The following is a 14162-nucleotide window of genomic DNA, read 5'->3' as shown; positions in this document are numbered from 1 at the left end:
CTCCAGGTCACCCAGCTCGACGAGCAGTCGCGAGGCGCCGGCGACGAGCTGTCTCCCTGCTTCGGTGGGGACGAGGCCGCGGTGGGTGCGGTCGAAGAGGCGGGTGCCGAGCTTGTCCTCCGCGAGCAGCAGGGCGCGGCTGACCGCGGGCTGCGTGAGGTGGAGCACGGAGGCGGCCTGCGCCGTCGTACCCGCCGAGGCGAGGGCCACGACGACGCGCAGGTCCTTGATGTCGAGGCGGGTGTTGGGGGGGCTGGCGATGTCACTCATGCATCGAGCCTATGCGAAGGATGCGTTGGACGCATAGGTCGGCGGGGGCCAGAGTCGTCGGCGTTCCCAGAGGGGAACGTGTTCGACGTCCTGGAGGAATGACCATGCAGCTCTACTTCTCTCCGCTGGCCTGCTCGCTGGCGACCCGTATCGCACTCTACGAGACTGGCGCGAAGGCCACGTTCGTGGAGGTGGACCCGAAGACGAAGCGCACGCAGGACGGCCAGGATTATCGGGAGATCAACCCGCTGGGCTTCGTGCCGACCATCCGGACGGATGACGGAGACATCCTCTCGGAGAACGCGGCCATCCTCCAGCACGTGGCGGAGCGTTGGCCGGAGGCGAGGCTCGCGCCGACGGAGCGCAAGGAGCGTGAGCGGCTCCAGCAATGGCTGTGTTTCATCGGCACGGAGTTGCACAAGGCGGTCTTCACGCCGCTGCTGGACCCCGCGGCTCCCGAGGGGGCGAAGGCCTATGCCCTGGGGAAGGCGACCTCACGGCTGGACCTGCTGGAGAAGCACCTGCGCGGTCGCGAGTTCTTGTTGCAGGAATTCAGCGTCGCCGACGCCTACCTGTTCGCGGTGCTGGGGTGGTGCGTGGCGACCCCCGTGGACCTGAAGAAGTGGCCCGCGTTGGTCTCCTACGTCTCGCGTCTCCGGGAGCGGCCGAGCATCGCGCAAGCGTTTCGCGAGGAGCGGACGCTCTACTCGGAGTACCAGGCCCGAAACCCGACGAAGGCGTGAGCGACTCGGAACGGCGTGACACGCTTGGTGGAGTTCGTACCTGGCGCGCATCGGTAGGGAGTCCGGTGCGTGCAGCTCGCTCCGGACTCCCTGGCCGTCCTCACCCGCGCATGCAGTCGAGCAAGACCTGCGTGCGGTAGGGCTGGTTCCGCCGAGGTGGCTCCGGCATCAAGACGGTGCGAGCGCACGGCACGACGTAGCGATGGTGCAGCAAGGCGTCCGCCGTCTCCGTGGCCCGCTCGTAGTCGGGCCACTCCAGGGTCATGACACAGGTGCGCGTCCTGCAATCGACGCCCAGCACGGAGAACGGCCGACGCGTGCGCAACGTGTCCAGGTCGGCGCGGAGTCCCGTCTCGGTGGGCACGGCCCAGCCGGGTTGAATGGGCTCCTGGTCGTGGCGCTGAAGCTCGCCCGCGTATTCGGCGAGCACCCGCCGCTGCTCCTCGGCGGGGTCCACCGGGGCCGGCGGAGAAGGTCGCACGGTGGCTTCCTCGGGGACCGCGGGCGGTGCCGCGTCGGAGAGGCTCACCGCGGAAGGGGCGCGGAGGGTGAGCGTGGCTCCCGCCGCGCCGACGGCACATGCCGCCAGCGCGAGGAGCACGCGTCCGGAAAGGAAGGGGACGGTGCGATTCTTCATGGCCGGTCCCTCACATCACGGCTTGTAGAGGGTGTAGCCCACCGCCGAGCTGAACCCGGCGTCGCCACGGCCCGGGAGCTGGATGAGGACATAGGGGTAGTCCCAATGCGCCGTCCTCCAGTAGTAAAGCGAGTCCACACCCGTGTGGTACATCGGCACGTCATAGGTGCCCGTGTTCGCGCTGCGCACCGCGCCGCCGCACCGGCCGCCCGTGGCCCAGCGCCAGGCGACGCAGGCCATCGCATAGATGTCGTGACCGCTGTGGCCGTCGTATCCATGGACGTTGACCTGGGAGATGCTGCTCAGCGGAAACGCCGTGTCCACCACGACGGGGCAGCGCAGGTCGATCCACTGCCAGTTGATGCCCTCCGAGCGGTTGCGCACGCCGTGCGTCGTCGCGTCGAAGTCGGCCTCGGGCCGGTCCTCGGTGCTCTGGAAGCAGGCGAAGGCGGAGGTCAGGCGCTCGGCGGCGACGGCCGGGGCCACGGGGGCCAGCAGGAGCGCGGGCAGCAGCGCGGAGAACAACGCGCGAAGCGAGGTCTTCTTCATGTTCAGCGGGTCCTTTTCTTCACAAGAAGCACCGTCTTGGTGCCCAGGACCGCATGTGCAACGCGAATGCCGTGCGTTTCGCCCAGGTCGCTCAAAGCCAAACATCCGAAAGGACTGAGTCACACGGGGCCGTCGGCATCTGGCACAGGTGTGCCAGGTGTGCCATCGGATGTGCCCGCCAGCGCGGACGAACGAAGGGGTGGCCGTGAGCCCGGTCGCTCCGCGTCACATCGCGACGGAGCGGACTCCTGCCTCGTGGAACCGAACCTCGGGAGGGCCGACATGAGCGCGATTCAAATCATCCTCATAGGAATGCTGGGCAGCGCGTTGCAGGAGCTGCTGCACTGGTACGGGCTGCGAGAGCATCTAGGGACGGGGCGCTACAAGGCGCTCATGCGGTCCATTCCCTACTGGGTCATCACGGGCCTGATGATTGTCGGCTCCGGCGTGGCGGTGTGGGCGTGGTTCGCGGGGGACGGCAGTATTCCCGCGCGCCAGTACCTGGTTCTCGGCGCCGCGCTCCCGCTCATCTTCAAGAAGGCCGTGGAGGTCGTCACGGGAGCCAAGCCCGGCGTGGCGGCGAGCAGTCCCACCGCGGCCGCGAACAGCGGCAAGCTCGCCGACTACTTCCAGGGGGCGGGAGGCTCTCGGGTGGCCTGAGTGGGACGAGGAGGCGACGCAATGACAGTCGCGACGCGGTGGGCGCGGGAATCTTCTCGTGCCGCTGCTTGCGATGGTTTCGTGGGGAATGCTTCTCAGCGAGCCTCGCCGACAGGCTTTGACACCGCCAGGGAGGAGGGCTAGGGAAGGGCCTCACGCGCATCTGGGGGGCCGGGACGCGCGGGAGAATGCCCATGACTTCGCGTCTTGTGTCCCTGCGCATCGTCTCTCTCTCATCCCTGTCTGTCGGACTGGCGCTGGCCTGTGTGCTCGGAGCGTGTTCCTCCAAGGAGGATCCACCCGGGCCCTCGTCACGAGCCCCCGGAGTGGCTCGCATCCAGATAGAGGACGCACTGGTGGAGCCCGGTGTGCCCGTGCGCTTCCGCTGCACGGCCGCGGACCCGGACGGAGACTCGCTGACCTATGTCTTCGATTGGGGCGCGGGCGGAACGCTTCCCCAGTCCCCGGAGGTCGATAGCGGGACGATGTCCGGCGTGGACATCCCCTTCACGCAAGAAGGCACCTTCCAGGCGCGGTGCCGCGCGGTGGACTCGGCTGGCAACGAGGGGGCGTGGTCGCCTCAGCTCACCTTCATCATCCGGGGCGTGCAGCCCGATGGGGCATGGGGGCTCCAGGTGGAGGTCGTGGGGCAGGGACGGGTGACGAGCACTCCCTCGGGCATCGACTGCCCCGGCACCTGCGGTGTGCGGCACCCCGCAGGCACTCGAGTCACCCTGGACGTGGTGCCCGCGTCGGGCTGGCAGTTGGTGGGGACCTCCGCGTGTGAGGGCACGCTCGGGCGCTGTGAGCTGCTGTTCGATGCCGACAAGGTCTTCACGGTGCGCTTCGCGCCGGTCCTCGACACGGCGCTCTCCTGGCAGCACACGGGCGCGCGCCTGCCGACGTCACCGGAGTGGAGCCCGGATGGCACGTTGCTCGCCGCGGTGGATGGGAGCGTCTCGGCGGATGGCGTGCTGCGCATCTGGGATGCGACGAGCGGGCGCGTGACGCGGCTGATGGCGCCGGTGCCTCCCGCTCGCTTCACCACGGTGGCCTGGAAGCCCGGTGGTGGCGCGGTCGTGGCCGTCGGCATGTCGACGGGCCGCGTGTCGGTCCTGGATGTGGCGGCGGGCCGGATGTTGAATCAGTGGCCCGTGCAGGCCGGCAGCGTGCGGACACTGGCGTGGAGCCCGGATGGCACGCGGCTGGCCAGCGCGACGGACGCCAGCAAGGAGGTCCACTTCTGGAACCCCGCCACCGGAGAGCGCGCGGGCGAGGTGCTGGTGGCCGTGGACAAGGTGCGTCGACTGTCATGGAGCCCCGACGGTTCGCGCCTCGCGATGCTGGCGGGGCAGGGCGGAGGCTTCTCGCGGTGGGTCGAGTTCCACGTCGTGGGCACCCAGGGCCCCGAGGAGCTGCTGACGGGTGTGGCGGGCTTCGCATGGAGCCCGGACGGCACGCGCTTCCTGGTGGGCTTGCAGGGCGAGGTGAAGGTGTACGCCACCGACGGCTATCGCGTGGAGGCCACGTATGAGCGGGCGTGGGACCTGGCGTCCGAGGTGGATTGGAGCGCGGATGGACGATGGCTCGGTGTCGCGGGGGCCGCGCGCGCGTTGTTCGTCCTCGACGCAGGGACGGGCGAGGTCGTGGTGGAGGCCAGCCAGCCGCCTCTGCCAGGGACGTTGATGGGCTACGACGCGTTTCGCTTCCATCCGACGAAGCCCCAGTTCCTCGTGGTGGATGACCTGCCGCCGGTCCTCGATGTCTTCACCGTGGACTCCGGCGCGGGGACCTGGTCCCGGCGCGAGGTCCTGTCGCACCACTACACCGTCGAGGCGGCGGCCTGGAGCCCGACCGGCGAGGTGCTGGCTTCCAGTGGCGACGAGGGAGAGGTGCGCCTCTGGGACCGCGTGGGCGACCCGCTGCGGACCTTGTCCGGCCATGGTGGGCTGGGAGTGCGAGCGCTGGCGTGGAACACCGACGGGACGCGGCTGTTCACGGGCGGAGACGATGGCGTCATCAATGTCTGGCGCGCGGACGACGGGACGCTCGCGCAGCTCCCCATCCGACGGGAGCCGACGTCATCCCTGGGGTTGGAAATGGTCGCGCCGAGCCCCGATGGGACGCGGGTGGCGAGCGTCCTGGGGGGCACCGTGGTCGCTTCCGAGCGCGGTGTCATCCGGATCCACCAGGTGAGCAATGGCGCGGAGCTGTTCCGCTTCCCGGATGGCTCGCGGCAGGTGTTGGCGCTCGCATGGACTCCGGAGGGCACGCTCGTGGTCGCCTACGCCGGCATGAGCTGGGATTTCTGGGACCCGAGGACCCAGGCCATCACGTCGGTGGCGCCCGGCGTGGACATCGCGCCGCTGGCCGCCGCCCTGAGCCCGGATGGAACGAAGCTCGCCTTCGGTGGGAGGCCGGGCCTGTCCGTGCGCGAGGTCGCGACGGGGAAGCTGCTCGCGGAGACGCCGTTCGCATTCTCTCCGGAGGCGCTCGCCTGGAGCGCGGATGGCCGCCGTGTCGCGGGAGGTGGGCTCGGCGGTCAGGTCTTCGTGTGGGACGCGAGCGCGCCCACGCTGCCAGCCACTGTCATCGGCTTCCATGACAACAACGTCTCGGCCGTGTCCTGGAGGCCCGATGGGAGTCTGGTCACCACCGGCGGACGGGACGCCTCGTTGCGAGTCTGGCGCTTCACGCCCTGAGCGAAGGACCTCTCCGTGCCGTGATTCAGGTGTCCTCGGGCACAGCGAGGGGCGTGAAGTGGGCCACGCCTTCTCGCGTGTCCACGCGGATGACGTCGCGGAGGTCGAAGGTCTCCGCCAGCGACTCCGACGGAGTGCAGAGCACCACCTGGGACAGGCGCGAGGCGGAGTGCGCGACCTGGGCCTGCTCCCCGTTCGGAGGCGGGTCGCGTGAGGGCTCCACGAAGAAGCGAAGCGTCAGCGCTTCGAGAGGCGCGGCGTCGTCGAGCTGGATGCCGCGCAGGAAGCATCGCAGCCACCACAGCCAGCTCTCCAGCACGTTGCCCACGTACCAGCTTTCCTTTTCGTCCTGAGTGGCCCCTTTGGGAGTCGACCATGAGGGCTCCCGGGGCGCGAGCTCGGGCAGCGAGGCCTCCGCGCAGGGCGCATCGAGGGCAGGGTCGACGAGGAGGGCTGACAGCCCCACGTTGAGGTCCACCGACTCCCTCGTCACGTGCCACTCGCCACCAGGTTGGGGCTGGAGCTCCACGCCATAGTGGTCGTCAAAGAAGCTCAGCTCCAGCCTGACAGGCTGCGTCGCCTCGGGCCCCGCGAGCACGCCGGAGTCGCGCAGGTACGCTTGCAGTCGTCCTTCCGAAAGCGCCCGGAGCAGCGCGAGCAGCGCGGCGAAATCCCGGGTGGCTGTCTCCTCGGAGTCCACCAGCACGCACAAGGCCCGGGGACGCAGATCGAGGGCTCGAAGCGAGCGGAAGCCGGTGACACGGAGCCGGGTGAGTTTCATCGGCCCGCAGCCTATGCCAGTCCAGCGGGCCCACGGCAGCAACTCCAACGCGCGCTCTAGACTTCCTCGAATTTTGCTCCCGTGACCTTCGCGCCCTCCAGGGCCACTTTGATGTCCTCCGAGACGATGAGCGCGACCGACCATCCCCAGGTGCGGAACACCTTGGCGGCTCCCACCTTCGCATGGTCAATCCGCATGTCGATTACGCCCCTGAAGTGGCCAACCTTCTCGGGTCGCTCATCTTCGGGCATCCAATACTGCACTTCTTTTGATGCCTTGTCGTCAATGCAGCGAACGAGCTTCGTGGCCACGAGCATGACGTACTGCTCTGGGTAGCCTTTGATGTCGACTGGGATTAGTTGCACATCATCGGGGGCCAGTTCCGCGAACATTGAAGCCACCCCGACGTGAACAATGGGCGTCACGCCGGCGCCTGCCGTGTTGAAGTCCAGCCGTCTTCCAGGCTCGATAATGGGGAGCGTCAGGCGGCCCTCCGTCTGAACGGGCCGTCCCTCAGTGAACTCCCAAATGTCTTCCAACTCCTGGCCCTGCCCGTCGAAGGGGTCTCCCAGGTACCAATTCCCGGCTTGAACACTCTCACTGAGTCGGAAGTAGCGAACGCGATGTTGCATGGTGAGGTTCCTCAATACATCACTTCCCCAGAGTCACAAGCCTGTGGAGTTCCGTTCCCTTCGTTTGTACCTCTTTGGCCAGCTTCTGGAGTTCAAGTGTCAAGGCCTTTCGGCAATCCGCAACCTTTCGGCACCCGCCTAGCGCATCCCTGAGCCGATCACGGATTATCACGTGATATCGCTCCGGATGCGGCCCCTTGTGTCCGACGATTTCAACGATGTTCTCGGTGTCCTTCAGCTCCATCCCAGCCCTCTTGAACAGTTCCTCAAACCTCGGTGTCCAAGGCCCGCCGCGCGCCGGGGAGACGTCGTTTTTGTTCGTGGCGATGTGGTGGCGCTTTCCTTTGTTGCGCATCCCCTGACTCGCCATGGCCAGGGCGTTGGGGGCGAGCGCGATGGTGAAGCCTTCAGCCGCCACCGCGACCGACTGCACACTCCCCACCGCGGCGTACTGGAAGCCTGCCTGAGACTCCACGGCAACCGCAGCCTGCGCGGAACCCGGCAGTGTCGCGGCCTTCGCGGCCAACCCGGCGGTGCTGCCGATAGCGGCCGTGGCGAGCATCACGAAGACGCGCGCCGCATTCTCTCCGAGGACTTCGCCGTATGCCTCACCCGACGCACTGAGCTTCGCGAAAGTCGTGGCCCGGTCCACTTCGCGGACCAGGGTCAACCACCCGTCGAGCAGGCGCCACACCGTGTCCACACCCAGGTATGCAATGGCGATGGCGGTCAGGGTGGCGGCCGCTCCCTTGCTCACTGGCTCGGGGAGCGCCCAGAGCAGCAGGTACATCGTCGCAGCGGCCGTGATTGTGGCCATGACCGCGCCGGGGTCCGCTATGTCCTCAAGGGCCTCCGCCGTCTCTTCCCACACTGAATCCATCGCGATGGCCAAGGCCAACGTGTACTTGCCGTCGCTGGCGAGCAGGGGGCCCTCCTCCAGCAGCCGCAAGCAGTCCCCAGGTTGGTCCTTCCGCTTGCACCACTGGCCGTAGCTGCGCGTCAGCTCGTCATCCGCGTAGGACTCCAGCAGGTGGGGGCCGTCCGCGTCCTCTCGACGCTGGGGGGTGAGGCGCGGGGGGCGGCTCTCGTATCGGTAAACCCCGCTGCGCGACGGCACGCCGAAGAAGTCTCGGGCTTCTTGTAGGGGGCTGGGGAACGGGCGCACGTCCCGAGCCAGTTCCGCGATGGCCTCCTCGAATTCGTCGTCTTCGAGTTCGGCCGCCCCCACTTCCGCGCTTGGTTCCTCGCGAGGAGTGACGACGAAGGAGTCGTGTCCGGTATCCAGCCGCACGACTCGACTCGTCGTGCAACCGGTGATGGCCGCGAGCAAGAACAGCGGCGCCGCCCAGCGAAGCAACATGGAGTGTCCCCCCAGCGAGCGGCCCGCAACAGTTCGGGCTCAGTCACGCAATACCAGAAAATACTGACATTCCGCCAAGCAAGAATGACCCGCACCGCCCGGGGGGCCGGGCCTACCTCACGCTGCTGCGACCGCGCTCAGCGTCTCCTCGAGGGGCGTCTCGGGCTCGGCCCAGTGCAGTTGGTAGAGGTCAATCCAGTCCGTGCGTAGGCTTCGCAGGGAGCGCTCGATGGCGCGACGGATGTAGCGGCGCGAGCCGCGCGCGCCCCAGTTCGCACCATTCAGGTCGCTGCCGAACTTGGTGGCCAGGATGATGTCCCGGCGGCGGGTGCCCAGGGCTTCTCCGAGCAGTTCCTCCGAGGCGCCATACGAGTCGGAGGTGTCGAACAGGGTGATGCCTGCGTCGAGCGAGGCATCGACGGGCCGCCCCAAGGTGTCCTCGGGGCGGCCTTCAGGGGCCGACGGTCAGGCCGCGCCGCCCTCGACATACAGGCGCTTGTGGTCGCGAATCGCCGCGAGGCGGAACGCACCGTGCGCCGGGGCCTTGGCCTCGGGAGCGTCAGAGGGCAGCTTCATCAGCCGCTCGTACTCCTCGATGGAGACGCGCTCGCGCCGGGCCAGCACGCCGTCCAGGTCCGCGCGCGCCATCCGCTCCGCCGCCTTCTCCCCGATGACGCCGGAGAAGAACTCAGCCATGCAGCCACTGCCGTAGGACAGCAGGCCGATTCGCTGCGACGCGAGCTGCGCGCCCTCGCGATGAAGCAGGCCCGCCAGCGCCAGGTACAGCGACGCCGTGTACACGTTGCCGATGCGCGAGTTGAGCCCGAGCGACGAGGCCACCTGTGCGTCGTAGCTGGCCACCGACTTCGCCACCTCCTCGCGAGCCTCCGGCGTGCCGGGCCCCGGACCCACCGCGTCCTCCAGGTCACAGAGGCGAAGCTGGGTGTGCGCCTTGCGCGCCATCTTGCAGAAGGGGACGTGGTAGGCGATGCGCGCGAGCTGCTCGCCGGGAAGCGTGCCCGACCAGCGCACCAGCCCGTGCTCCAGCGCCTTCTCGCGCCAGCCGCGATAGGCGCCCGACAGCGCCTCCAGGTAGCAGTTGATGGAGTAGTGCCCGTCCACCAGCGCCTCCCGTCGGCCGATGGGCCGCCAGAAGTCGTACACGTCCATGGTGCACGTGCCGTTGAGGCCTACGTCCAGCGCGAGCAGGTCCGGCTGCTCCGAGACGAGCAGCGCCACCGCGCCGCCGCCCTGGGTCGGCTCTCCCGCCGTGTTCAGGCCGTAGCGCGCGATGTCCGAACACACGACGATGGCCACCTTGCCCGCGCCCGCGCCGGAGGCAATCCACTCCGTCGCGGCCATGAGGCCCGCGGTCCCGCCGTAACACGCGTGCTGCGTGTCATAGGTGCGCATGGTGCGCGGCAGCTTCAGCAGGCCCTGGACGTGAGACGCCACCGGCTTCGAGTGGTCGATGCCCGTCTCCGTGCCCACCACCAGCATGCCGATGCGGGACGGGTCCACGCCCTGCTGCTGGATGAGCCGCGCCGCCGCCGTGGCGGCCAGGGACACCGTGTCCTCGCCCGGGTCCGTGACCGCCATCTCCTTGGCGCCCAGGCCCGCGGTGAACTTCGCCGGGTCCACCCCACGCGCGCGCGCCAGGTCCTCGATGTCCACGTATCGGGACGGCACAGCCACCGCCAGCGCTTCGATTCCAACCCGTTTCTTCATGGGACTCCTCGCTTCCAATTCGTGCCTCAAACCTCGGTTCGCTGACTCGTCCGCTCAAGCCTCGGGCGGCACCAACACCAGCCGGCCCGCGACCTCGCGGTTCTCCAGCCGGAAGTGCGCCCGCGCCGCCTCCGCGAGCGGCACCGTGTCCGTGACGAACTGCCGCACGCCTCCGGTGGCCGTCAGTCGCAGCGCCTCGTCCAGCTCCGCCTGGTTCGTGGCGTAGGCGCCGATGATCTCCAGCTCCTTCACGATGACGAGCCCCGGGTTGAGCTGGACCATGCCCGACTCCAGGTTGCCCACGACGACGACCCGGCCACCCGGCGCCATCGCCTTCATCGTCTGGTCGAACGTGGCGCTGCCGACGATCTCCACCGCCAGGTCCACGCCCGCGCCCTTCGTGCGCTTTCTCACCTCCGACGCGAAGTCCAGCCCGCGCGAGAGGATGACCTCGTCCGCGCCCGCCTCGCGCAGCGGCTGCACCTTCGCCTCGCCGGAAGTGACGGCGATGACACGCGCACCGTCCAGCTTCGCGAGCTGCACGGCGGACATGCCCACGCCCCCGCTGGCGCCGGTGATGAGCACCGTCTCGCCCGCGCGCACCTTGCCTCGCGTGCGCAGCGTATGGACGGCCGTGCCCGTGGTGCAGCAGACCGTGGCCGCTTCCGTCCAGGGCAGCGACGAGGGGACCCGGCCCAGGCCCGCGACGGGGGCGACCATGAACTGCGAGTAGCCGCCGGGCAGCTCCTCACCGAAGAAGCGGTTGTCCGTCTTGCACAGGCTGTTGCGCCCGCTGCGGCACAGCGCGCACTCGCCACACGACAGCCGCTGGAGCGTCGCCGCGCGGTCGCCCGTCTTCCACCCCGGCGTGTCGGGGCCCACCGCGACGACCTCGCCCGCGGCCTCGTGGCCGAGAATCGCGGGGACGCTGGTGCGGGGCAGGTTGCCTCGGCGGTTGATGACGTCGTGGTAGCAGACGCCACAGGCGTGCACCTTCAGCAGCACCTCGCCCCGGCCCGGGGTGGGCACCGGGACGTTCTCCATCTTGAGATTGCCCGCTTCACCGAAACTGCGCAGAACGACGGCCTTCATCTCCATACCTCCGAGAGCATTTCCAGAAACGAGTGATGTCGAGGGTCAGCGACCGACCAGCTGCTCGCGGAAGCCGCGAGGGTCCAGCGCGCGGATGGCGGCGATGGTCCGCGCATCCGGCAGCGAGGTGACGGGGAGGGCCTCCTCCACCGTGAACTCGAAGCCCGTGCGCTCGGCGATGTCCTCCGCCGTCGCCCATGGGTGACGCGCCGTCAGTCTCGCGCCCGAAGCGCCCAGCTCGAAGACACCCAGGTCCGAGATGAGGCGCACGGTGCGGCGCGGGTCCTGCGTCGTCGCCACCTGGACTTCCGGCACCAGGTTTCGGCGCGACTGCCGGGGCACCAGCAACACGGGCCGATGCACCCACTGCCGCAGCGTCGCCGCGCCCGCCACACCGGGGAACTTCGTTCGGGGGCGCTCCAGGCTCCCGCTGGCCGTCATGTTGGTGCGGCCAATGGCATCCACCTCGGCCGCGCCGAAGAAGACGGTATCCACCCGCCCGCGCCGCGCGTGGTCGAACAGGTCGGGGATGGTGATCTCCGCCGAGCGTCCCTCCAGATAGCCCAGGTCCTCGGAGGAGGGCAGCAGCGTGGAGATGTCCGGGTCCAACGAGCCGACGCAGGCCAGATACGTCAGGTCCGGCGCATGCGTGGCGCGAGCCACCGCGATGGCGAGGATGGCCAGTGGCGAGGCGACACCGGTGGCCACCACGGCGCCGTTCTCGATTTGCAGCGCGAGCAGGGAGACCACCGTCTCCGCCGGCGTGGGGTCGACCGTGGCGCTCATGCCGCCCTCCGCGTCTTCACCGAGGCGAGGAACTCCGCCTCACGGCCCGTCTCCGCCAGCGACAGGTAGCGCGCCAGCATGTCGTCATCGTGCGGGTACAGTCCGGCGCAGCCGGTGGGCAGCGCGCCTCCTTGCGCGAGGACGATGCGGTCCACCTGGAAGCCGGGGATGGTGGCGCGAGGCAGGCGCTTCACGCGCTCCTCCACCGTGGCAATCACCCGGCGCGCGGCGCCCGCGACGAGCAGGTCCGTGGTGGGGTCCTCGATGAAGAGGTTGCCGCGCTCGTCGGCGGCTCGCGCGTGGATGAGGGCGACGTCCGGGAAGTACGCCGGCTCCACCGGGACACTCTGGCCGGTGAACGGGTCCACCACCGTGCGCGGCGGCTCCGCCAGCGCGAGGCCAGAGACATCCGAGTCCGGCGCGGGGATGAAGGGCAGCCCCATGGAGGCCGCGCGCAGCCGCTGGACGACTCGATAGCCGTCGTGCTCGCGCCAGGAGAGGGTGTTCTGTTCAATCGCCCGCTTGATACAGGGCATGGGCCGCACGCGGCCCTCGAGGCTCAGCGCACCGAACGCGATGTCCAGGTGGGCCAGACAGCCGCCCGCGACGAGGAACTCGGCGGGCAGCGGGTTGGGCAGCGAGATGAGGCTCAGCCCGCGACGCTCCTGGGCGATGAGCTCCATCACCAGCGCCATGGGCGCGCGGCCGAGCATGAAGCCACCCGTGGCCAGTGATGCGCCGTCGGGAATCGACGCGACGGCTTCTTCCAGCGAACACCAGCGAGCGGTCTTCACGGCTCCTCCGTTCCGGAGCCGGAGCCCGAGGCGGCGCGAGGCACCACGCGCAGCGAGGAGACCCCGGGCTGGCCGTCGACCGCGGCGGCGACGATGGGCGGGAAGAGGAGGTCCACCATGCCGTCGGCGATCTGCTCGTCCGTCAGCCGCCCGTCGGGCTTGAACCACTTGTAGACCCACAGCACCATGCCCAGGAACGAGAACGCTCCGATGGTCGGGTCGACGGGACGGATGCGCCCCTGCTGCGCGGCCTGCGAGAAGGCTTCCTCCAGGAAGTCGACGTAGCGCTTCTTGCGGTTGTCGATGAACGCGCGCGCCTCACCGGTGAGCGTGGCGTGCTCGTGGAGGATGATGATGACCTCCTTGCTCCACCCGCGCGTCACCAGCAGGATGTTGTGGCGCATGCACGCGCGCAGCCGATCCACCGGGTCGACGATGTCCTGAACACGCGAGAGGACCTGCTCCTCGAACAGGTCCATCCCGTAGTTCATGATGGCGAAGAGCAGCTGCTCCTTGTTCTGGATGTGGTGGTAGAGCCCCGCCTTCGTCATCCGGCACGCGGCGGCGATCTCCTGCATCGAGGTGCCTTCGTAACCGCGATCACAGATGAGCCGCGCCGCCGTCTCCAGGATGGCCTTGTAGCGCTCGCCCTCATCCGGCTTCCGTCCGCTCGTCGTCACATGTCCCTCGTCTCGATGGACTGTAAGTTTTTCAAACTACGACCTACCGACCGGTAGGTAGCATGTGGCAACGCAGGGTGTCAATGCGCTCCGCACCGCGCGCTGGCGCGGATGGGGCACGGAAGTGTCAGGAGTTTCAGGGGGTTGAGGGAGCGCTGGAGCTTCCGGGAAGCAGCGACGCGCTGGGTGCGGCGGGTGAGTCTGTTCCTCCGGATGAGGGGCGAGGCGGGCCCCCTGCACCAGGGGGCGCCGCTGTTCTCGCGCTCGAACGGCCTCAGGACCGGGGCGGATGCCGCTGTTCCAGGCCGCGCAAGAGCGTCCGCTGAATCCTGATGCGGAGCTCCGCCTCCTCGAACGCCCAGCTCGGGTAGGTGCCGTTGGTTTCGATCAGGTGGTTCGCCAGGGCCCACGTTCGCTCGTCGTGTTCCTTGTCGCTCGTGGCCCTGGCGGCGTGGTCTTCAAGCACCTCGGCCTTCCAGTCAAAGTCTTGCGTCAGGTCGATGTTCATCTTGGTCATGTTGATTCCCTCATGCGTGGCGCCGCGGGATGCGATGCCCCACACCCAAGATTGCCGCTGAGGTTCTGGCTCCTTCGCCTCCTCGACGGGGCGCGGTGTTTCGGCCGGGCGGCATTCCGATCAAAAGGCGGCGCGGCGGTGGCACGGGTGGTCGCCCGCCGTACGGGGCCGAGGTGCTCGGGCATGCCTAGCTTGATGTCGTTCCGTGTCCGGTGTGTTCCGGGTCTGGGC

16 protein-coding genes are annotated in these 14162 nt (G+C 68.7%); 3 read left to right on the top strand and 13 right to left on the bottom strand.

The annotated features are described in order from the left end of the window. On the bottom strand, positions 1–270 hold a 270-nt coding region (locus tag HR086_RS36530), incomplete at its 3' end, for a LysR family transcriptional regulator (RefSeq protein ID WP_174467935.1). 104 nt (positions 271–374) lie between these two features. Between HR086_RS36530 and HR086_RS36525 the strand changes: the two genes are divergently transcribed. Further along, the gene (locus HR086_RS36525) at positions 375–1013 is read left to right on the top strand and encodes a glutathione binding-like protein (RefSeq protein WP_174467934.1); all 639 of its coding nucleotides are present in this window, start codon (positions 375–377) and stop codon (positions 1011–1013) included. A 100-nt stretch (positions 1014–1113) separates the two neighbouring features. Here the strand turns inward: HR086_RS36525 and HR086_RS36520 are convergent, their stop codons facing one another. Further along, entirely contained in the window at positions 1114–1650 is a 537-nt protein-coding gene (locus HR086_RS36520) for a hypothetical protein (protein ID WP_174467933.1), read from the bottom strand. A gap of 15 nt (positions 1651–1665) precedes the next feature. Then, positions 1666–2199: a hypothetical protein gene (locus HR086_RS36515; RefSeq protein WP_141647013.1), complete on the bottom strand. Its 534-nt coding sequence runs from the start codon at positions 2197–2199 to the stop codon at positions 1666–1668. A gap of 282 nt (positions 2200–2481) precedes the next feature. On the opposite strand from HR086_RS36515, the gene HR086_RS36510 reads away from it, so the two are divergent. Together HR086_RS36510 and HR086_RS36505 are read left to right on the top strand one after the other, a co-directional pair. Then, positions 2482–2859, top strand: coding sequence for a hypothetical protein (locus HR086_RS36510; protein WP_174456765.1), 378 nt, complete (start codon positions 2482–2484; stop codon positions 2857–2859). A 194-nt stretch (positions 2860–3053) separates the two neighbouring features. Then, on the top strand, positions 3054–5561 hold the full coding sequence (locus HR086_RS36505) for a WD40 repeat domain-containing protein (protein WP_174467932.1): 2508 nt from the start codon (positions 3054–3056) through the stop codon (positions 5559–5561). Between the two features lie 25 nt (positions 5562–5586). Here HR086_RS36505 and HR086_RS36500 read toward each other — a convergent pair whose 3' ends face one another. The 10 genes from HR086_RS36500 to HR086_RS36455 all read right to left on the bottom strand — a co-directional run bounded on the left by HR086_RS36500 (position 5587) and on the right by HR086_RS36455 (position 13931). Then, positions 5587–6342 (bottom strand): hypothetical protein, encoded by a 756-nt coding sequence (locus tag HR086_RS36500; protein WP_174467931.1) that lies wholly within the window; start codon positions 6340–6342, stop codon positions 5587–5589. A 56-nt stretch (positions 6343–6398) separates the two neighbouring features. Beyond that, on the bottom strand, positions 6399–6974 hold the full coding sequence (locus HR086_RS36495) for an imm11 family protein (protein ID WP_174467930.1): 576 nt from the start codon (positions 6972–6974) through the stop codon (positions 6399–6401). 19 nt (positions 6975–6993) lie between these two features. Beyond that, the gene (locus HR086_RS36490; protein WP_174462465.1) at positions 6994–8334 is read right to left on the bottom strand and encodes an AHH domain-containing protein; all 1341 of its coding nucleotides are present in this window, start codon (positions 8332–8334) and stop codon (positions 6994–6996) included. Between the two features lie 117 nt (positions 8335–8451). Beyond that, positions 8452–8766, bottom strand: a complete 315-nt coding sequence (locus HR086_RS36485; protein WP_174456760.1) for an aldo/keto reductase — start codon at positions 8764–8766, stop codon at positions 8452–8454. 33 nt (positions 8767–8799) lie between these two features. Continuing rightward, positions 8800–10062, bottom strand: a complete 1263-nt coding sequence (locus tag HR086_RS36480; protein WP_174467929.1) for a hydroxymethylglutaryl-CoA synthase family protein — start codon at positions 10060–10062, stop codon at positions 8800–8802. A gap of 54 nt (positions 10063–10116) precedes the next feature. Then, on the bottom strand, positions 10117–11154 hold the full coding sequence (locus tag HR086_RS36475; RefSeq protein ID WP_141647022.1) for an alcohol dehydrogenase catalytic domain-containing protein: 1038 nt from the start codon (positions 11152–11154) through the stop codon (positions 10117–10119). Positions 11155–11199: 45 nt separating this feature from the next. After that, positions 11200–11940 (bottom strand): CoA-transferase subunit beta, encoded by a 741-nt coding sequence (locus HR086_RS36470; RefSeq protein ID WP_174467928.1) that lies wholly within the window; start codon positions 11938–11940, stop codon positions 11200–11202. After that, positions 11937–12734, bottom strand: a complete 798-nt coding sequence (locus HR086_RS36465) for a malonate decarboxylase subunit alpha (RefSeq protein WP_174467927.1) — start codon at positions 12732–12734, stop codon at positions 11937–11939. The genes HR086_RS36470 and HR086_RS36465 overlap by 4 nt, the downstream gene beginning before the upstream one ends. After that, positions 12731–13414 (bottom strand): TetR/AcrR family transcriptional regulator, encoded by a 684-nt coding sequence (locus tag HR086_RS36460; protein WP_141647025.1) that lies wholly within the window; start codon positions 13412–13414, stop codon positions 12731–12733. The genes HR086_RS36465 and HR086_RS36460 overlap by 4 nt, the downstream gene beginning before the upstream one ends. A 274-nt stretch (positions 13415–13688) precedes the next feature. Beyond that, positions 13689–13931, bottom strand: coding sequence for a hypothetical protein (locus tag HR086_RS36455; RefSeq protein ID WP_174467926.1), 243 nt, complete (start codon positions 13929–13931; stop codon positions 13689–13691). Positions 13932–14162 lie beyond the last annotated feature (231 nt).

It is taken from the genome of Myxococcus sp. CA039A, from assembly GCF_013336645.1.
Taxonomy (GTDB): Bacteria; Myxococcota; Myxococcia; order Myxococcales; family Myxococcaceae; genus Myxococcus; species Myxococcus llanfairpwllgwyngyllgogerychwyrndrobwllllantysiliogogogochensis.
Note: the sequence above shows the minus strand (reverse complement) of the source record. Positions and strands in the feature narration are given on the sequence as shown.